Below are 18,062 nucleotides of genomic sequence, written 5' to 3' on the forward strand. Positions count from 1 at the left end.
CTTATCAATACGCCCGGGATGCCCAGAAAGCCGTCAGGCGTTCCCAGGTCAGTTCCTGCGTTGAATGAAGTTGTAATCCCGCATGGTTCAGGCCAGGCCCAATCCCGACCGACAGCATTCCTGCGGCGTTGATCGCATCTACCCCTGCGGCGGCATCTTCGATACCAATGGCCTCTTCAGGACGCACGTTCAGTCCTTTACAGGCCGCAAGGAAGATTTCCGGGTCCGGCTTTGAGCGGCTAATACGCGAAGCATCGGCGCAAAAATCGAAAGCCTGATGAATACCCAACGCGTGCAAAATCCCAGGAGCATTAAGCGATACGGATGCCAGGCCAATTTTGACCTTCGCGGCGCGAATATCCGCCAGCACGTCGCGAATACCCGGCAGCAGCGAATCCTGCGTCAGTGATGCCAGCGACTGGACGTAAAGCGCGTTTTTTTTCGTCGCCAGCGCCAGGCGCTGCTCGTCACTGAACATCCCCTCTTTCCCGCCATGTTTCAGAATGCGCTGGAGGGAGTCCATACGGCTTATTCCCTTCAGCTGTTCGTTAAATACTTCATCGAAGGTGATACCAATCTCCTCTGCCACGGCGCGCCAGGCCAGAAAGTGAAGATGCGCGGTATCGGTGATCACCCCGTCCAGATCGAATACAACAGCGTTAAGCGTCATGGCGCCCCTCCGTGGTAGCGGTCCCATTAACAGGTACAAGAAAGTCCTTACGCTCACAGACCTTTCGCCCTGATACATGCAGCGTTTCCCCCCACAGCGTCAACGTGACAGGTGCGGTGGTTTCAATGGTTAACTGGTCATCTTCACAGGTAATGTGCATTGTTGCGCCCCGCCACCGCAGCGGGAAGGCGAGTTTCTGCCAGTGAGCAGGCAGCTTCGGCGCAAGATGCAGCTCCCCTTCGCTAATGTGCAGGCCAGCAAATCCCTGGATGGCGCCCAACCAGATCGCACCGGTGGCGGCGGCATGAATACCGTCATCACTGCTGTGCGGGTCGTCCCCCAGGTCGATGGCAATCCCATCGCGCCAGAAGGCATACGCCCCCTCGGTGTCACCGCAGCGTGCGAGCACGATGCCGTGAATGGCTTTACTCAGGGATGAATCATGGATCGTGCGTGGCTCGTAGAACGCCAGATTGGCGGCACATTGCTGCGGCGTAAACCGTTCCGGCAGCAGGTAGTTAAGCATCACCACGTCGGCCTGCTTCAGGATCTGCATCTCGTTCACTTCCGCGCGAGAGTAATCAAGCAGAATGGTTTGCTTACCCGCTTTGGCTTTATAGCGGCTCAGATCGATGGCAGGTTTTGCCATGAAGGTATCATCCTGCGGGATCACACCCTCTGCGTCGGCCTCTGGCAGCCACAGGCGCGCCAGGAACTTACCGGCATTCTCCGTAAAACGCGCATCTTCACGCCCAAACTTCGCCATAAACTGACGCGCGCAGGCCACGTTGTGCCAGGCCAGATAGTTGGTGTAAGCGTTGTTGTTGACATGCTCGGTGTATTCATCCGGTCCGATCACGTCATGGATCTCAAGACGACCATTAATTTCCGTCGCGCGTCCCATCCAGAACGAAGCGGTTTCCATCAGCAGCGTCAGACCCTCATTGCGCATAAAGGCATCGTCGTGTGTTGCCTGCCAGTAAGCGACAACGGCCCAGGCAATATCAGCCACGATGTGGTGTTCAGCGAGTGCGGAGGCGACCTTCTGGCGAACCCCGGTGCGGATGTTAATGGCTGCGAATTCTGGCGTCTCTTCCTCTCCGCTGGCGGCGCTTTCCCACGGGAACAACGCGCCCGGCCAACCGTTACGGCGTGCTTTTTCACGCGCGCCAGAAAGATTCAGCCAGCGATAGCGCAGCAGGCTGCGGGCAATCTGTGGACGGGTAAACAGATGGAACGGCAACAGGAAAATTTCGGTATCCCAGAAGACGTGCCCTTTGTACCCTTCCCCCGTCAGCCCTTTCGCGGAAATGCTGCTTCTTTCGCTATGGGCTGGCGTCATTGTCGTCAGGTGCCAGACGGCATAATCCAGCGCAAGCTGATCCTGCTGTTCTGCACAAGTCACTTCCACCCGAGCGTCACGCCATACCGCTTTCCAGGCATACGCTGAGCTTTCAAGCAACGCATCGTAGCCTCTTGCCGCGCAGACTTTGAGATCGGCCAGCGCGTTGCGGGCGAAAGACTCCTGCGAGAGCGCTTTATCGCTGCGATGCGTCAGCCAGATGATTTTCTCAAGCGTGACGGTGTCACCTTTCGAGATAGTCAGAGAATGATGAACGCTGAGGCGACGATTTTTGGCGGTGAAACAGCTGTCGCTCTTAGCGGAGAGCTGACAAAACGCCGAAACAACAACTTCAGACGCCCGGTCCTGCGTTTCATACACACCCTGCATGTAGTGCTGGTCAAAAACCCTGACCGAGATTTCATCCAGATGCTGCCTGCCGCTGTTCGTCTGTGTCGCATCTATGCCGGTTTTCAGCACGGCCTGAGCGGCGCCATCAAGCGGTGTAATCGAGAGCCGCATTGCCACTAAGGGCAACTGGTCCAGCGAAACAAAACGACGGCTCTCGAGGCGATAGCGTTTTCCGTCCGGCGAACGCCAGACAACGTTACGATGCAGTTCGCCGTTAGCAAAGGCCAGCTCGCGTTGCCACTCAAGAATTTCGCCTGAAAGGAGCGTGAAATTGACGCCGTCCAGCTCAACTTCAACCCCGGTGACATCCGGCAGATTGATCAGCTCTGTGGTTTCGTTGCGTCCCGCGCGATGATACAGCCCCGCGAGATACATGCCTCTGGTCTGCTGGGTGTAATCTTCTTCATGCGTGGCGCGAATGCCCATGTAGCCATTGCCGCAGGCCATAATGGACGCGTACTTATTCAGGCTATGCGGGCAAAAGCCCGGATCGGTTAATACAGACTGGTTCAGCATAACGTCACGCTTTCCCCTGTTTCCGCGGCTTCATATAACGCCGCGACTAATTGCTGGATCACCAGCCCCTGCTCCGCATCGGCAATCATGACCGGCTCGCCCATTACGTGGCGAACAAACGCATCCATACTGCGCAGATGTCGGCGACCGTCAGCCTCCTCCCGCTGGGTCAGCGTCTGTAAAACTCCGGCTTCGTCGTTATAAATGTGTGCCGGGAACAGCGTTGCACCCGCCTTCTCACCGCAGAAAGAGACGTTCATGATCGACTGCTCGCGGATATTAAGCGCAAAAGAGGTGTCCAGACGCAGAATGCCACCGTTGCAAAACTCAATCGTGCCAAACAGGGCATCCTCCACGGTAAACTGCGCAGGATCCCATTCGCCAAACTGGCCGGTGTGTTTCCGGTTCCCCAGTCTCTGGAAGCTGTGCGCGGTTACCCGCTTCACGGGCGGGAAACCCAGCACATACATCGCGGCATCCAGCATATGAATGCCGATATCGATCAGCGGCCCGCCGCCCTGGAGCGATTTATTGGTGAAAACGCCCCACCCCGGCACACCGCAACGACGCAGCGCCTGCGCGGAGGTGAAGTAAATTTCACCGAGCGTTCCGTTCATTACCGCATCGCGCAGGAGCTGGGTATCCAGCGCAAAGCGATGGTGAAAATCGTACGCGAGGACTTTTCCGGCCTTGCGCGCCGCGAGACGCATCTCATCCGCCTGGTGCGGCGTCATCGCCGGCGGCTTTTCACACATCACATGACAGCCTGCTTCGAGAGCCGCCATCACATGTTCAAAATGGAACCGGTTAGGCGAACAGACGCTCACCACATCCGGTTTTACTTCCTGCAACATCTCGTGAGCGTCATGCCATGCCGATGGAATAGCATAACGTTCCGCGAACGCCTGTGCCTGCTCAAGGCGGCTGTCCATGACAGCCACCATTTGAACATCACTGCGCGTGGCGTAATACGAGGCATGCACTTTGTCTGCAACCTGCCCGGCGCCAATGATGGCGACGCGCAGAGGCAAAGGTGTAGAAGCACTCATCACGCTCGTCATCCTTAGCATTCACGCAAGTAAGTGAGAGAGTCCTTATAGGCCTGAGCCGGATCGTCGGCACGCACCCGGCACTCGTACACGACGTAACCCTGATAATTATCGGCACGCAGCTGATCGAACAGGCTGGCGAAATCGAGGCTGCCGCTGCCCGGCTGATAGCGGTGGTTATCAGCAATGTGCACATGACCCAGCAGGTCGCGGTTCTGATGCAGCGCTTCCGTCAGGGAGTCTTCTTCAATATTCATGTGGTAGAAATCACCGATGATCTGCACGTGCTTCAGGCCGTTCTCTTCGATATAACGACGCGCGTCGGCCAGAGTGTTGATCATATGATCCTGATAGCGGTTCAGCGGCTCCAGGTAGACGGTAGTACCGGTGCGCGCTGCCACCTCATCCAGCCAGCGCAGGGAAGCGCTGACCGCTTTGCGATCGCCGTCCAGACTACGTGGCGAAGTCATTGGCGGCAGACGGAAGGTAAACATCCCCCAGGCAGCCGGAACGATAATCCCCTTTCCGCCCACTTCTGCCAGCGCTTCCAGAATGCGTTCAATCTGCTGTAGACCGTTCAGGCGGCGTTCTTCAATGAAATCCCCGATCCAGCCATCGTATCCGCCACAGGCCGTCGTGACCGGCAGGCCGGTGGCTTTGATAGCCGCTTTTACTTCGTCGAGGTTTTCCACCAGCAGTCGGCCATCAATTTCGTAGCCATCAAATCCCATCGCTTTGATGTATTCGAATTTTTCCATGATAGCGGTCGGGAAAAAGGCCTGGTTTTGTGTTGCGATTTTCATGATTGCTGTCCTTAGCTTAAAAAGTGACGCCCATTTTGATACTGAGTTCCGGGTGCTGATCGACATACTTCATATAGCTTTCCGGGCTGGTGGTGAAGGTGACGACCGGGTCGATCAGATCTTCGCAATTGAGATAACCGTTCATCAGCAATTCCCAGCAGGTCTCTTCAATACGCTTGCGGCTCCAGCGCGGATAATCCGGGTTGGGTTCACTGCATGCGCGGGAGAAGACAATTTTGGCGTTATTGAAGTGTGCTTCGCGACCAAGGTTGAAGCCTGCCGCAAACGGCTTGGCGAAAGCCACGTAGGAGATCGTTCCACCGTAGGCGAGACCGCGCAGCGCAGATTGCAGCGCATCTGCAAATCCGCTGGTTTCGATGATCACATCGGCGCCCTGCTTGCCGGTCAGTTTCTTAATTTCCAGACCGACATCGGTACCGATTGGGTTCAGGCAGTGGTCTGCACCGTGACGGCGGGCGATCTCACAGCGATGTTCGATAGGATCGACACCAATAACCACTGACGCACCGGCTTTTTTCGCCAGCTGAATCGCAATCTGGCCAATCGCGCCCAGCCCCACAACCACGACGAAATCCCCTACGCGGACGTTAGCATCACGCACGCCGCTCATGGCGAACTGCGCCGGATCGTAGCAAACGGCGTTTTTCCAGGATGCGCCCTGCGGCATTTTGCGCAGCTTATAGTTGTTCACCGCGTTTACGATGACCGTTTCCTGCAACGGGCCGTAGCAGCAGACGCTGTCGCCGATCTGGTATTCCGTCACGTCCGCACCACATTCGATAATGTCGCCGACGATCATGTTCCCCAGCTGGAATTTACCAAATTCGATGCCGCGCGCTGCACCTTTTTCACGCGGGGTAAACATCTGCCACTCAGCGTTGAACTCTTCATCGATGAACGGGCTTGCCGCGCGGAAATCCACGACTTCGGTGCCGTGTTTCGGGGCACCATAACGGGCACGAATCTTCACCTCATGTGCTGCAACAGGACGATCTTCGTATTCCACCAGCGCCGCTACACGAGGCGCTGTCGCAACTAATTTTTTCATGACTGACTCCTTGTTAATATCGGCCGCCTCAGCCCTTCACGCCGCCGGCGGTCAAACCACTTTTAATGAAACGTTCAGACAGGGCATACATAATGACGACCGGAAGTGCCGTTACCAGCGATGCCGCCATCATGCGACCCCAGATGTAATCTGGCGTACTGAAGAGCGTGTTCAGCCCCACCGGCAACGTGAAGTTGCTGGCGCTGGACAGGAAAATGGAGGCGAACAGATAGTCATTCCACGCCACCATGAAGCAGTAGACAAAGACCGACACCAGACCCGAGATCGCCAGCGGCACGGTGATGCGGAAGATGATTTGCAGGCGGTTCAGGCCGTCCATCATCGCGGCTTCTTCGATTTCGTCCGGGATGGTGTCGAAATAGCTGCGCAGCATAAAGACCGCGGTAGGCAACGTCTGCGTCACCATGGTGATGATCAGCGCCAGTTCGGTGTCATAAATGCCGAGCGCGGTGATGATTTTGAACAGCGGCACCACCAGCAGGATCCCGGAGAACATATAGACGGTGTAGAAGCTCGCATTGATCGTCGTGCGCCCTTTAAAGCGCAGTTTGGATAACGCATACGCGCCCAGCGTACCGAGAAACACCGCAATGACCGAGGAGGTCAGCGACACCACCATGCTGTTACGGAAGTAATCCACAAACGGGAAAATCAGCGGGTTAAAGATGTCGATGTAGTGCTGTAGCGTCCACTCCTGCGGCAGAATGGTCGGGTGCAGCGAGATCGCCTCTTTCGCGCTTTTGAATGACGTCATCAACATTACAAAAAACGGAAACAGCGTGATAATCAGGAATACCGCCAGTCCCAGATAAAAACCGATACGGCCCAGAACGCGTTTATTTGTTGCCATTGAGGTTTACCCTTTTTCTGGTCAGCAGAATGACCGCAAAGATGATCACAAACAGCACAACGGAAATGGCGGCTGCTTTACCCAGGTCATTGAACGCAAAGGCGGTTTTGTAGAGATATACGCCCAGAATGTCGACCTTGGTGGTGAGCAGATACACATCCGCAAACATGTAGAACATCCAGATGGTTCGCAGCGTGACCACCGTGGCCAGCACCGGCATGATGGCGGGCAACGTCACGATACGAAAACGCTGCCAGGCATTCGCCCCGTCCATCTCTGCCGCTTCGTACAATGATTTATCAATGGTCTGCAAAATTGCGAGGAACGAGATAAAGGCGTACGGGAAGTAACGCCAGATGGCGAACAGCACAACCAGGACAAAACTGCTGCCAGGATTATCGAACCACAGCGGCGCCTGATCGTAGAGATGCAGCAGATCAACGCCCAGGTAGTTCACAATCCCGTAGCCGTTGTTGAACATGTATTTCCAGGCAAATACCAGTGAAATAGACGGCGTCACGTAGGACAGAATCACCAGTGAACGTGCCGTTTTCCGCATGCGGAATTCACGGTTAAAGAAGATCGCTACGGCCAGTCCCAACCCGGTGCTGCCGAGCACGACCAGGGCCGTATACCAGAACGTCATCCACAGGGAGTGCCAGAACGCAGCATCGCCCAGAATGCGAATGTAGTTATCCAGGCCGACGAACACCGCATCAATACGCGGGTTCAGCGGTAAACGTAAAAAACTGATTTCAATGTTGGAAATCATTGGCCAGGCCACCAGGCCCCCCAGCAAAATCAGGCTGGGGGCCAACAGCAGCATGGCGAAAGGCATATCTGAACGACCAGAAAACAACGTCTTCATAATTCCCTTCGCAAAGCGCTCCTATCGTTGTGAGATCAGGTCAGTCAGTTTCTTCTGGCTGTTGCTTAACGTCGCATTGAGATCTTTTTGTCCCACCGTTACGTTATGCACCATGGAACTGATAATGCCGGACCCGGTAACATCTCCCATGCGGGTAAAGTTTTTGTCGCCTACGGCGCCAAATACCTGGACGTTCGGGAACTGCGCAATCAGCTCGTAAGGCAGTTGACCAAAGGCTTTGATCACGTCGTTGTTTTTCCAGCTCTCAGTGCCCACCACGAGTTTGTTCACCGGCAGCGCCGCACCAGGGGACATCATCACCCAGTCAGACGCGTTTTGAGCCTGCTCCATCCAGGTCACAAATTTTTCTGCCGCCTGCGTTTCCTCTTCGGTCTGGCCGGTCGTGATCGTCAACGAGGTGATCATGCCGTACACGGCTGATGATTTTTCCGTCGGGACCACGAACCCCAGGTTGGCCGGATTGCCATCTTTGTAGACCGCGGGCAGGATATAGGTGGAGTAAACGGCCATCGGCGCAGAGCCGTTCATGAAGGCGTCTTTGATCTCCATGACATCATTCGAGCCCGGCATGGTGTTCGCGGCCAGTGCCCGATAAAACGCCAGCGCTTTCGACATTTCAGGGGTATCGATTTTCACGTTGCCGTTTGCATCAAAGACGTTGGCTCCGCCTGACAACGCAAACTGCGAGAAAGCCTGCTCGGTCATGACGCTTTCTGCGGTTGGCAGCGCGATACCGTAATGTTTTTTCGCCGGATCGTTGAGCGACTGACTGGCCTTCAGCAGTTGCTCCCAGTTGTGCGGTTCTTCGATTCCTGCTGCCGCGAGCGCATCTTTGTGATACCAGACGCCGGACAGCCAGGCGCTAACCGGCACCCCCGTCCATGCCTTGCCGTCTTCAGTGCGAACAACGCGTAAAATGCCGTCATAAAAGGTATCTTCACCGACGGCTTTAATCGCGTTGCCGATCGCGTCACGGTCCAGCAGTTGCTCTTTATCCATGACTTTGGCGTAGTCATGGCTGACTTCAATCACTTCCGGCAGCGCGCCGGTACGGGCCAACGTAATGACCTTGGTGTTATAGGCATCTTCCTCAACGGGTACCTGTTTCACCGTAATAGTCGGGTTCTCTTTCTCGAATTTTTCGATCAGTTTCGTAATAACTGCCTGACGCTCCTGTTCTACCGACGAGTGCATAAACTCAATTGTGACCTGAGATGCTTTATCGTCCTTACAGCCTGATAACAGGGCGCACGAAACCAGTGCTGATAACAGCACAATTTTGGGCATTTTCATTTTAGGGTCCTTTTTAGTTTTCTTTAATCCACATTACCTGCCATGGATTGAGGTTCAGTTCCGTACCGCTAATATCGTGTCCTGATAGTAATTCCCTACCAAAGAGCGTTTGTCCATAAATGGTCTGCATTTTATTGCTAAAATTAAATAATGCTGTCATTCGCTCGCCATTTTCAGCAACACGAACAATTTTAAGAATATGTTCGCCGATTGCGTCAAAAATAGCCTGGCTATCCGGATGGTACGCACTCTCGCCGCGACGAATAGCAATAAGCTCACTCAAACGAGAATAAATTTGATAACGAATACTCTTCTTATTATTGAGTTCCAGATCAACCTGACCTGCGGTGTATTTCTTCCTGTTTATTGCGCGGTTATATCCAAGACGTTCGACACCTTCATAATCGTTACGCGAACCGAGAATGCTTTGAATATATACAGCCGGTACGCCAGGAAAACTTAACAACACAGCATGCGCCAGGATGAACCGTGCAATGCGCTCATCATCTGAGCTGTCTCGCAAACTCAACGCATCAAGATAGGTGACATTAATTTCATAGGGGCTTCGCGTACCGTCAGGATTATTTTTCCAGTTGACCAGCGCGCCTTCCTGCTGAAGCTTTTCAACCAGCGAGAGGATCTCTGATTCCGGAAGGATGCCGCGTAACGGGTTCAAACCGATACCATCATGCGAGGCCAGGAAATTAAACCAGGTGGTATGAGTTGAAGGCAGCGCCAGTGACCCCGCCCACTGGCATAGGGCTTTAACATCCTGACGATGAACAGCATGCAGCACCAGCGGAGGTAAGGAAAACTGATAGACCATCTGGGCTTCATTTTCACCATCACCGAAGTAAGAGACATTGTCTTTGTGGGGAACATTTGTCTCAGTGATGATCACCGTTCCAGGCGCCACAGCGTCCGTGATGGCGCGGAACAGCTGGATAAGGCAATGGGTTTGTTCCAGATGGATACAGGTGGTTCCCGGGATCTTCCACATAAACCCGACCGCATCCAGACGGATATAACGCGCCCCTTCCATGAGGTAATGGAGCAGAACGTCAACCATGGCAATCAGCACCTGCGGCGAGGCGAAATTGAGATCGATCTGGTCATCGCTGAATGTGGTCCACAGATGACGAACGCTGCCATCATGAAGCGTGAACGGCGTCAGCAGCGGTAATGCGCGTGGACGCGTCACCGCGGATAAATCGGTTTCGGGGTCGACAGAAATAAAGAAATCTTCGTAGCCCGGCTTCTGCGCAAGATAATTAGCAAACCATTCGCTTTTCGCTGACATATGATTGCAAACGAAGTCAAACATTAAGCTGGCTGAATGTTTTAATTCCGCGACATCTCGCCAGGTTCCTGTTTCAGGAGCAACCTCGTGATAATCAATAACGGAAAATCCATCATCCGAAGACCACGGATAAAAAGGTAACAGATGGACATGGGAAAACGTACGAGAAAGCCATTCATTATAGAACCGGGTAAATACCGGCAACGCTTGCTCCCCTTTTGTGGAGAACTGATCGGCATAGGTAATCAGCACAACGTCTTTTTCATCCCAGCCTGACTTACGCTTTTCCGTAATATTAGCCGCCGCTTTTACAAGCTTAGTTAATAACACGTTAAGGTGTGCATCTGAAAATGATTCACCGTAGATATGATTGATGAGTTTTTTAATTTTTGCGTTCACATTATTTTCCATGGTAGCGGTCCCACGGAGTGGCAATCTACTCCCATGAAAAATATCTGTCAACGGACCCGGGGGCAGAAAGCAGCATTCTCAGCGCAGCGCAACGCATTATTGTGAGCTGCCGCAAAGAAAGCAGAAAAGCAGAAGAAACGCAGAAAGGAAAGTCATGCCCCTTCTCTGGGGGAGAAAGGGCTTATGCGGGAGGAACTAGCGTGACAGGTAGCGCCGGGAAACGCGTTTTGCCAGTTTCTGTAACAGCGGCTCCAGAGCGACCGCCAGCATCATTCTGACCGGCTTGCGGGCAACAGACTTGATCGCCCAACCCGCCACACCGGCCGGGCCATAACGTAACGCCGTCATCAGAACCAGTTTACCTGCGATTTTCAGGCCGGGTTTTACCTTCTGACCGGCCTGTTGCCAGTTTTGTTTCATGTAAGTTCTCTCTTAAAGCTGACGAAAACGACTTCTCAGCGTAAAGGTATCGGAGGTGACATAACGTTCCATCTCGCGCAATCGCTTCTCCCCTGCGCTCAGCTGTTCATCCACCGCGTTCAGGAGATCTCTGCTGGTTGGCGTGTTCTCAGCATTCAGCTCACCTTCCGGCATAGGATCGAGTACAAACGACAGAATGATGTATGCCACCAGTGTAATAAAGGCCAGACCGAAGAAAATCGACAATACGGTGACCACACGCACCAGTTTTACCGGGACATCCAGATAGTGCGCCAGCCCGGCGCAAACGCCCCGAACCATGCCCTGCTGTGGGATCCGCCACAGTTTTTTATTCAGATTCAGTCCAGCCATTACCGTTCCCTCCAGTTTGGGTGTTCCGCGTCCAGGATGGCTTCCAGCGCCTGAATACGTTCGCGCATTTTATTTGCCTCGGCAGAGAGCTGCGCCAGCCGCTGTTGTTCACTCTGCGACAGCTCACCGCGTGAAGAGCGGTTGCTGTAGTGCAGCCATAACCAGATGGGCAGAACAAACAGCACGAAAATGGTCAGGGGTATAGCCAGAAAAAGCGCGCTCATGTGTACTCCTTGTCTAACGATGCGGCACGCTCAGGTGCCGCAGGAATTATTATTGGTTGTCTTGTTTCATTTTGGCTTTCAGCGCAGCCAGTTGCTCGCTAATTTCATCATCGGCCTTCAGGTCAGCAAACTGCTGATCCAGGGTTTTCTGCTTACCGATGCTGTGGCTTTCGGCTTCCGCTTCCATGTGGTCGATACGACGTTCAAACGATTCGAAACGCGCCATTGCTTCATCCAGTTTGCCGCTGTCCAGCTGGCGACGCACGTCGCGGGACGAGCTTGCAGCCTGGTGGCGCAGCGCCAGCGCCTGTTGACGTGCACGGGTTTCGCTGAGTTTGTTTTCAAGCTCACCAATCTCTTTCTTCATACGCGTCAGAGTATCATCCACCAGCGTCACTTCATGTTCCAGCGTGGCAACCATGTCGGTCAGCTTCTGCTTCTCAATCAGCGCAGCGCGGGCCAGATCTTCTTTATCTTTACGCAGCGCCAGTTCCGCTTTTTCCTGCCACTCGTTAAGCTGGGCAGTCGCCTGCTCGATACGACGTGTTAACTGCTTTTTCTCTGCCAGCGCGCGGGCGGAGGTGGAGCGTACTTCAACCAGCGTGTCTTCCATCTCCTGAATCATCAGGCGCACCAGCTTCTGCGGATCTTCCGCTTTCTCCAGCAGCGAGTTGATGTTGGCGTTCACGATGTCGGCAAAACGAGAAAAAATACCCATAATTCAATCCTCATAGTTCTGTTATCGGGCGATGCCCTGCTGAACAGATAATACAAATCCCATGCCAACTTTTTATCTTATTGATTTTACTCAATGTGATTGATATTTATCCATCCAGCGGCTATTCTCACCTGGTGAATATCACTAAGGAGTGGTTAATTTCATCATGGCTGAATATAAAGATAATTTGCTTGGCGAAGCCAACAGCTTCCTGGAAGTGCTTGAACAGGTTTCGCGCCTCGCGCCGCTGAATAAACCGGTGCTGATTATCGGTGAGCGCGGAACGGGTAAAGAACTTATCGCTAACCGCCTGCACTTTCTGTCTGGCCGCTGGGACGGCCCTTTTATTTCCCTTAACTGCGCGGCGTTGAATGAAAATCTGCTCGACACCGAGCTGTTTGGTCATGAAGCTGGCGCCTTTACCGGCGCACAAAAACGCCATCCCGGACGCTTTGAGCGCGCCGATGGCGGAACGCTCTTTCTCGACGAGCTGGCGACCGCGCCGATGCTGGTGCAGGAAAAGCTGCTGCGCGTCATTGAGTATGGCGAACTGGAACGCGTTGGCGGCAGTCAGCCGCTCCAGGTTAACGTTCGCCTGGTGTGCGCTACTAACGCCGACCTGCCCGCGATGGTGGCAGAAGACAAATTCCGCGCCGACCTGCTGGACAGGCTGGCTTTCGATGTCGTTCAGCTGCCGCCGCTGCGGGAGCGGCGCAGCGATATCATGCTGCTGGCCGATCAGTTTGCCATTCAGATGTGTCGGGAACTGGGCCTGCCGCTCTTTCCGGGCTTTAGCGAACAGGCCACTGAGACCCTGCTCGGTTACCACTGGCCGGGCAATATTCGTGAACTGAAAAACGTGGTGGAACGGTCCGTTTACCGGCATGGCAGCAGCGAAACCGAACTGGACAACATTATTCTCGATCCGTTTCGTCGCGAGGATAAACAGCCCCCGGTTCCGGCGACGCGCCAGCAGGATCCGGCGTTGCCGCTCGATTTACGCCAGTTCCAGCATCAGCAGGAACAAAACTTGCTCGAGCAGAGCCTGAAAGAGGCGAAATATAATCAGAAACGGGCGGCTGAACTGCTGGGTCTGACCTACCATCAGTTAAGGGCATTGCTCAAAAAACATCAAATGCGCTGACATTATCAGCACTTACCCCCAGACATTTTTACGAAGCAGGCGTAAGTGCGATACACTTTGCAGATCGAATCTAAAAACCTTAAAAACTATGCGCCTGGTTTTATCGTCCCTGTTTGCACTCGGTCTGTTCAGCAATCTGGCCTTTGCTGCGCCCGATCGCGCTGTGCCCCCTGATATCCGAGAGAGTGGTTTCGTCTATTGCGTCAGCGGGCAAGTTGATACCTTTAACCCACAAAAAGCGGGGAGCGGCCTGATTGTTGATACGCTGGCCGCACAGCTCTACGATCGCCTGCTCGACGTCGATCCTTATACCTATCGGCTGGTTCCGGAGCTTGCTGAAAGTTGGGAAGTGCTTGATAACGGCGCCACATACCGCTTTCGTCTACGCGATGATGTCGCCTTTCAGCACACTCCGTGGTTTACGCCAACCCGTAAACTCAACGCGGATGACGTGGTTTTCACCTTCCAGCGCATATTCAACCGCAATCATCCGTGGCATAACGTTAATGGCGGGAACTTCCCCTATTTCGACAGTCTGCAATTCGCGGACTCGGTCAAAAGCGTTCGCAAACTGGATAACCGTACGGTTGAGTTTCGCCTGACGCGCCCGGATGCCTCCTTCCTCTGGCATCTGGCAACGCACTACGCCTCGGTCATGTCAGCCGAATACGCGGATCAGCTGACGAAAAAGGATCGTCAGGAACGTCTCGATCGTGAGCCTGTGGGCACAGGTCCGTTCCAGTTAGCAGAGTACCGCGCCGGACAATACATTCGCCTGCAACGCCACGATCGTTTCTGGCGCGGCAAACCGCTGATGCCGCAGGTCATTGTCGATCTGGGTTCAGGTGGAACAGGCCGACTCTCCAAACTGCTGACCGGCGAGTGCGACGTGCTTGCCTGGCCTGCGGCCAGCCAGTTGACCATTTTGCGCGACGACCCACGCCTGCGCCTGACCCTGCGCCCGGGAATGAACATCGCTTATCTGGCGTTTAACACCGATAAGCCGCCGCTGAATAATCCGGCCGTGCGCCATGCGCTGGCGTTAGCGATCAACAATCAGCGTCTGATGCAGTCGATTTACTACGGGACCGCGGAAACCGCCGCCTCTATTCTTCCGCGCGCCTCCTGGGCCTATGACGGCGAGGCGAAGATTACCGAATATAATCCGGCGAAAGCGCGCGAACAGCTTAAAGCGCTGGGGGCAGAAAACCTGACGCTACAGCTGTGGGTGCCCACCAGCTCTCAGGCGTGGAACCCCAGCCCGCTTAAAACGGCTGAGCTGTTGCAGGCTGATATGGCGCAGGTGGGCGTTAAGGTGATCATCGTGCCTGTCGAAGGCCGTTTTCAGGAGGCGCGTCTGATGGACATGAATCACGACTTAACGCTGGCTGGCTGGTCCACCGACAGTAACGACCCGGACAGCTTCTTCCGTCCTCTGCTGAGCTGTGCGGCAATCAACTCCCAGACCAACTACGCCCACTGGTGTAACCGGGAATTTGATGCCGTGCTGCAAAAAGCGTTGGCGTCTCAACAGCTTGCCTCACGCATTGAGGCCTATGATGAAGCGCAAAATATTCTGGCCAGAGAACTTCCCGTGTTGCCGCTTGCCTCTTCCCTGCGCCTCCAGGCCTACCGTTACGATATTAAAGGGCTGGTACTCAGCCCGTTTGGTAACGCCTCCTTCGCGGGCGTCACCCGTGAGAAAGAACAAGAGGTGAAGAAACCATGATTATATTTACCTTGCGTCGGCTGCTGTTACTGCTGGTCACCCTGTTCTTCCTGACCTTTGTCGGCTTTAGCCTGAGCTACTTTACGCCGCACGCCCCGCTTCAGGGCTCATCCCTCTGGGACGCCTGGCTGTTCTGGTTTAATGGCCTGCTACACTGGGATTTTGGCGTGTCCAGCATTAACGGACAGCTCATCTCCGAGCAGCTGAAAGTGGTTTTCCCGGCCACCATGGAGCTGTGTGTACTCGCCTTTGGCTTTGCCCTCATGGTGGGGATCCCGGTGGGGATGCTGGCGGGCATTTATCGTAATAAGTGGCAGGATAAATTCATCAGCGCGCTTGCCTTAATTGGCTTTTCCATCCCTGTTTTCTGGCTGGCGCTACTGCTTACCCTCTTCTTCTCACTGACGTTAGGCTGGCTGCCGGTATCTGGCCGTTTTGATCTGCTGTATAACGTGCAAACGGTGAGCGGCTTCGCCATTGTTGACGCCTGGCTTTCTGATTCAGTCTGGCGCGACGAAATGATCGTGAGCGCGCTGCGCCACATGGTGCTGCCGGTGCTCACGCTGGCCGTCGCGCCGACGACCGAAGTAATTCGCCTGATGCGTATCAGCACTATCGACGTCTTCGATCAAAACTATGTGAAGGCCGCCGCCACGCGCGGACTGTCTCGCCTGACGATTCTCCGTCGCCATGTGCTGCACAATGCGCTGCCACCCGTAATCCCACGTCTTGGGCTGCAATTTTCAACCATGCTGACGCTGGCGATGATCACCGAGATGGTTTTCAGCTGGCCGGGCCTTGGACGCTGGATGATCAACGCCATTCGCCAGCAGGATTACGCGGCGATCTCTGCCGGCGTGATGGTGATTGGCTCCCTGGTCATTATTGTTAACGTTGTTTCCGATATTTTGGGTGCCATGGCCAACCCATTGAAGCATAAGGAATGGTATGCCTTACGATAACGTCTACAGCGAAAAGCGCACGCCCGGTGCGCTACGTACCGTGTGGCGTAATTTTTACGGCGACACCACGGCGATGATCGGCTTTTACGGCTGCATTGGCCTCGTGTTGCTGTGCGTTTTGGGTTCGTGGTTTGCACCGTATGGCATCGATCAGCAGTTCCTTGGTTATCAGCTTTTACCGCCGTCGTGGTCGCGTTACGGGGAGGTTTCGTTCTTCCTGGGGACTGACGATCTCGGACGCGACGTGCTAAGTCGTTTACTGAGCGGCGCCGCACCTACGGTAGGCGGCGCGTTCGTGGTCACCCTGGCTGCCGCGATCTGCGGCCTGGCGCTGGGCATTTTTGCCGGCTCAACCCACGGGCTGCGGTCGGCCGTGCTTAACCATATTCTTGATACCCTGCTCTCTATTCCTTCGCTGCTGCTGGCGATTATCGTCGTGGCCTTCGCGGGGCCGCACCTCACCCATGCGATGTTCGCCGTCTGGCTGGCCATTCTGCCGCGCATGGTGCGTTCGGTTTACAGCCTGGTTCACGACGAGCTGGAAAAAGAGTATGTCGTCGCCGCCCGTCTGGATGGCGCCACCACGTTTAATATTTTGTGGTTTGCCGTGCTGCCTAACATTGCCGCCGGGCTGGTGACGGAGATCACTCGCGCCCTGTCGATGGCGATTCTGGATATCGCAGCGCTGGGCTTCCTGGACCTTGGCGCGCAGCTTCCCTCCCCGGAATGGGGCGCCATGCTCGGCGATGCGCTGGAGCTGATTTACGTTGCGCCGTGGACGGTCATGCTGCCGGGCGCGGCCATCATGGTGAGCGTGCTGCTCGTTAACCTGCTGGGCGACGGGATTCGCCGCGCAATCAATGCGGGGGTGCAATAATGCCGTTACTCGATATCCGCAACCTCACGATAGAAATTAAAACGGGCGAAGGCTGGGTCAAGGCCGTGGATCGCATCAGTATTACGCTCGCAGAGGGCGAAATCCGCGGGCTGGTGGGCGAATCGGGTTCGGGGAAAAGTCTGATCGCCAAGGCCATTTGCGGCGTGGCGAAAGACAACTGGCGGGTGACCGCCGATCGTATGCGCTTCGACGACATCGATCTGTTGCGTCTCTCCCCGCGCGAACGCCGTAAACTGGTGGGCCATAACGTCTCGATGATTTTCCAGGAGCCGCAATCCTGTCTCGATCCGTCCGAGCGCGTCGGGAAACAGCTGATGCAGAACATCCCCGGCTGGACCTATAAAGGCCGCTGGTGGCAGCGTTTCGGCTGGCGCAAACGCCGTGCCATTGAGCTGTTGCACCGTGTCGGGATCAAAGACCATAAAGACGCGATGCGCAGTTTCCCCTACGAACTGACCGACGGTGAATGCCAGAAAGTGATGATTGCCATCGCCCTGGCGAATCAGCCGCGTCTGCTGATTGCGGACGAACCAACGAACGCGATGGAGCCAACCACCCAGGCCCAGATTTTCCGCCTGCTCACGCGTCTGAACCAGAATAACAACACCACCATTTTGCTGATCAGCCACGACCTGCAAATGCTGAGCAAGTGGGCGGATAAAATTGATGTAATGTATTGCGGCCAGACGGTAGAAACCGCGCCAAGTGAAGACCTGGTGACGACGCCACATCATCCCTACACGCAGGCGCTGATCAGGGCGATCCCGGACTTTGGCAGCGCGATGCCGCACAAAAGCCGTCTGAATACGCTGCCTGGCGCGATACCGCTGCTGGAATCGCTGCCCATTGGCTGCCGTCTGGGACCGCGTTGCCCGTATGCTCAGCGTAAATGCATTGAAACACCGCGCCTGACAGGGCCGAAAAACCATCTGTTTGCCTGTCATTTCCCGCTGAACATGGAGAGAGAGTGA

Annotated in this window: 18 protein-coding genes; 5 read left to right on the forward strand and 13 right to left on the reverse strand. The window is 54.9% G+C overall.

Features of this window, described 5'->3' with window-relative positions:
- Nucleotides 1-4 precede the first annotated feature (4 nt).
- From pgmB to pspA, 13 genes are all read right to left on the reverse strand, one after another.
- Nucleotides 5-670 (reverse strand): beta-phosphoglucomutase, encoded by a 666-nt coding sequence (gene pgmB / locus ACOTXD_RS16690; protein ID WP_032658607.1) that lies wholly within the window; start codon nucleotides 668-670, stop codon nucleotides 5-7.
- On the reverse strand, nucleotides 660-2,939 hold the full coding sequence (locus tag ACOTXD_RS16695) for a glycoside hydrolase family 65 protein (protein ID WP_126501403.1): 2,280 nt from the start codon (nucleotides 2,937-2,939) through the stop codon (nucleotides 660-662). Before ACOTXD_RS16695 ends, pgmB begins: the two co-directional genes overlap by 11 nt.
- A complete protein-coding gene (locus ACOTXD_RS16700; RefSeq protein WP_126501405.1) occupies nucleotides 2,933-3,991 on the reverse strand; it encodes a Gfo/Idh/MocA family protein in 1,059 nt (352 codons plus the stop codon). Before ACOTXD_RS16700 ends, ACOTXD_RS16695 begins: the two co-directional genes overlap by 7 nt.
- A gap of 11 nt (nucleotides 3,992-4,002) precedes the next feature.
- The gene (locus ACOTXD_RS16705; RefSeq protein WP_003856868.1) at nucleotides 4,003-4,791 is read right to left on the reverse strand and encodes a sugar phosphate isomerase/epimerase family protein; all 789 of its coding nucleotides are present in this window, start codon (nucleotides 4,789-4,791) and stop codon (nucleotides 4,003-4,005) included.
- 16 nt (nucleotides 4,792-4,807) lie between these two features.
- The gene (locus ACOTXD_RS16710; protein WP_003856866.1) at nucleotides 4,808-5,860 is read right to left on the reverse strand and encodes a zinc-dependent alcohol dehydrogenase; all 1,053 of its coding nucleotides are present in this window, start codon (nucleotides 5,858-5,860) and stop codon (nucleotides 4,808-4,810) included.
- A 28-nt stretch (nucleotides 5,861-5,888) separates the two neighbouring features.
- The gene (locus ACOTXD_RS16715) at nucleotides 5,889-6,731 is read right to left on the reverse strand and encodes a carbohydrate ABC transporter permease (protein ID WP_003856865.1); all 843 of its coding nucleotides are present in this window, start codon (nucleotides 6,729-6,731) and stop codon (nucleotides 5,889-5,891) included.
- On the reverse strand, nucleotides 6,718-7,599 hold the full coding sequence (locus tag ACOTXD_RS16720) for a carbohydrate ABC transporter permease (protein ID WP_003856862.1): 882 nt from the start codon (nucleotides 7,597-7,599) through the stop codon (nucleotides 6,718-6,720). The genes ACOTXD_RS16715 and ACOTXD_RS16720 overlap by 14 nt, the downstream gene beginning before the upstream one ends.
- A gap of 21 nt (nucleotides 7,600-7,620) precedes the next feature.
- A complete protein-coding gene (locus ACOTXD_RS16725; protein ID WP_003856860.1) occupies nucleotides 7,621-8,913 on the reverse strand; it encodes an ABC transporter substrate-binding protein in 1,293 nt (430 codons plus the stop codon).
- 13 nt (nucleotides 8,914-8,926) lie between these two features.
- Nucleotides 8,927-10,624, reverse strand: a complete 1,698-nt coding sequence (locus ACOTXD_RS16730; RefSeq protein WP_126501407.1) for a sugar phosphorylase — start codon at nucleotides 10,622-10,624, stop codon at nucleotides 8,927-8,929.
- 195 nt (nucleotides 10,625-10,819) lie between these two features.
- Nucleotides 10,820-11,044 (reverse strand): phage shock protein PspD, encoded by a 225-nt coding sequence (gene pspD / locus ACOTXD_RS16735; RefSeq protein WP_003856857.1) that lies wholly within the window; start codon nucleotides 11,042-11,044, stop codon nucleotides 10,820-10,822.
- Nucleotides 11,045-11,056: 12 nt separating this feature from the next.
- Nucleotides 11,057-11,416 carry an envelope stress response membrane protein PspC gene (gene pspC / locus ACOTXD_RS16740; protein WP_045346336.1) on the reverse strand — a complete coding sequence of 120 codons (360 nt, stop codon included), beginning with the start codon at nucleotides 11,414-11,416 and terminating at the stop codon, nucleotides 11,057-11,059.
- Nucleotides 11,416-11,640 carry an envelope stress response membrane protein PspB gene (gene pspB, locus ACOTXD_RS16745; RefSeq protein ID WP_003856853.1) on the reverse strand — a complete coding sequence of 75 codons (225 nt, stop codon included), beginning with the start codon at nucleotides 11,638-11,640 and terminating at the stop codon, nucleotides 11,416-11,418. The genes pspC and pspB overlap by 1 nt, the downstream gene beginning before the upstream one ends.
- Nucleotides 11,641-11,689: 49 nt before the next feature.
- Nucleotides 11,690-12,358, reverse strand: coding sequence for a phage shock protein PspA (gene pspA / locus ACOTXD_RS16750; protein ID WP_022651342.1), 669 nt, complete (start codon nucleotides 12,356-12,358; stop codon nucleotides 11,690-11,692).
- Between the two features lie 151 nt (nucleotides 12,359-12,509).
- On the opposite strand from pspA, the gene pspF reads away from it, so the two are divergent.
- From pspF to sapD, 5 genes are all read left to right on the forward strand, one after another.
- Nucleotides 12,510-13,502, forward strand: coding sequence for a phage shock protein operon transcriptional activator (gene pspF / locus ACOTXD_RS16755; protein ID WP_160863291.1), 993 nt, complete (start codon nucleotides 12,510-12,512; stop codon nucleotides 13,500-13,502).
- Between the two features lie 88 nt (nucleotides 13,503-13,590).
- Nucleotides 13,591-15,231: an ABC transporter substrate-binding protein SapA gene (gene sapA / locus ACOTXD_RS16760; protein ID WP_003856847.1), complete on the forward strand. Its 1,641-nt coding sequence runs from the start codon at nucleotides 13,591-13,593 to the stop codon at nucleotides 15,229-15,231.
- Nucleotides 15,228-16,193: a putrescine export ABC transporter permease SapB gene (sapB, locus tag ACOTXD_RS16765; protein WP_003856845.1), complete on the forward strand. Its 966-nt coding sequence runs from the start codon at nucleotides 15,228-15,230 to the stop codon at nucleotides 16,191-16,193. The genes sapA and sapB overlap by 4 nt, the downstream gene beginning before the upstream one ends.
- Nucleotides 16,180-17,070, forward strand: coding sequence for a putrescine export ABC transporter permease SapC (gene sapC, locus ACOTXD_RS16770; RefSeq protein WP_003856843.1), 891 nt, complete (start codon nucleotides 16,180-16,182; stop codon nucleotides 17,068-17,070). The genes sapB and sapC overlap by 14 nt, the downstream gene beginning before the upstream one ends.
- Nucleotides 17,070-18,062, forward strand: coding sequence for a putrescine export ABC transporter ATP-binding protein SapD (sapD, locus tag ACOTXD_RS16775; RefSeq protein WP_003856840.1), 993 nt, complete (start codon nucleotides 17,070-17,072; stop codon nucleotides 18,060-18,062). Before sapC ends, sapD begins: the two co-directional genes overlap by 1 nt.

This window comes from Enterobacter cloacae complex sp. CDL013 (assembly GCF_049238805.1).
Classification (GTDB): Bacteria; Pseudomonadota; Gammaproteobacteria; order Enterobacterales; family Enterobacteriaceae; genus Enterobacter; species Enterobacter hormaechei_C.

Bases quoted from the DNA above. Each gene is read 5' to 3' on its own strand.
- ACOTXD_RS16715 (WP_003856865.1), bottom strand. From the start codon at position 6,731: ATGGCAACAAATAAACGCGTTCTGGGCCGTATCGGTTTTTATCTGGGA.
- ACOTXD_RS16710 (WP_003856866.1), bottom strand. From the start codon at position 5,860: ATGAAAAAATTAGTTGCGACAGCGCCTCGTGTAGCGGCGCTGGTGGAA.
- pspD (WP_003856857.1), bottom strand. From the start codon at position 11,044: ATGAAACAAAACTGGCAACAGGCCGGTCAGAAGGTAAAACCCGGCCTG.
- pspC (WP_045346336.1), bottom strand. From the start codon at position 11,416: ATGGCTGGACTGAATCTGAATAAAAAACTGTGGCGGATCCCACAGCAG.
- ACOTXD_RS16725 (WP_003856860.1), bottom strand. From the start codon at position 8,913: ATGAAAATGCCCAAAATTGTGCTGTTATCAGCACTGGTTTCGTGCGCC.
- sapA (WP_003856847.1), top strand. From the start codon at position 13,591: ATGCGCCTGGTTTTATCGTCCCTGTTTGCACTCGGTCTGTTCAGCAAT.
- sapD (WP_003856840.1), top strand. From the start codon at position 17,070: ATGCCGTTACTCGATATCCGCAACCTCACGATAGAAATTAAAACGGGC.
- pspB (WP_003856853.1), bottom strand. From the start codon at position 11,640: ATGAGCGCGCTTTTTCTGGCTATACCCCTGACCATTTTCGTGCTGTTT.
- ACOTXD_RS16730 (WP_126501407.1), bottom strand. From the start codon at position 10,624: ATGGAAAATAATGTGAACGCAAAAATTAAAAAACTCATCAATCATATC.
- sapB (WP_003856845.1), top strand. From the start codon at position 15,228: ATGATTATATTTACCTTGCGTCGGCTGCTGTTACTGCTGGTCACCCTG.
- ACOTXD_RS16695 (WP_126501403.1), bottom strand. From the start codon at position 2,939: ATGCTGAACCAGTCTGTATTAACCGATCCGGGCTTTTGCCCGCATAGC.
- pgmB (WP_032658607.1), bottom strand. From the start codon at position 670: ATGACGCTTAACGCTGTTGTATTCGATCTGGACGGGGTGATCACCGAT.
- sapC (WP_003856843.1), top strand. From the start codon at position 16,180: ATGCCTTACGATAACGTCTACAGCGAAAAGCGCACGCCCGGTGCGCTA.
- ACOTXD_RS16705 (WP_003856868.1), bottom strand. From the start codon at position 4,791: ATGAAAATCGCAACACAAAACCAGGCCTTTTTCCCGACCGCTATCATG.
- pspA (WP_022651342.1), bottom strand. From the start codon at position 12,358: ATGGGTATTTTTTCTCGTTTTGCCGACATCGTGAACGCCAACATCAAC.
- ACOTXD_RS16720 (WP_003856862.1), bottom strand. From the start codon at position 7,599: ATGAAGACGTTGTTTTCTGGTCGTTCAGATATGCCTTTCGCCATGCTG.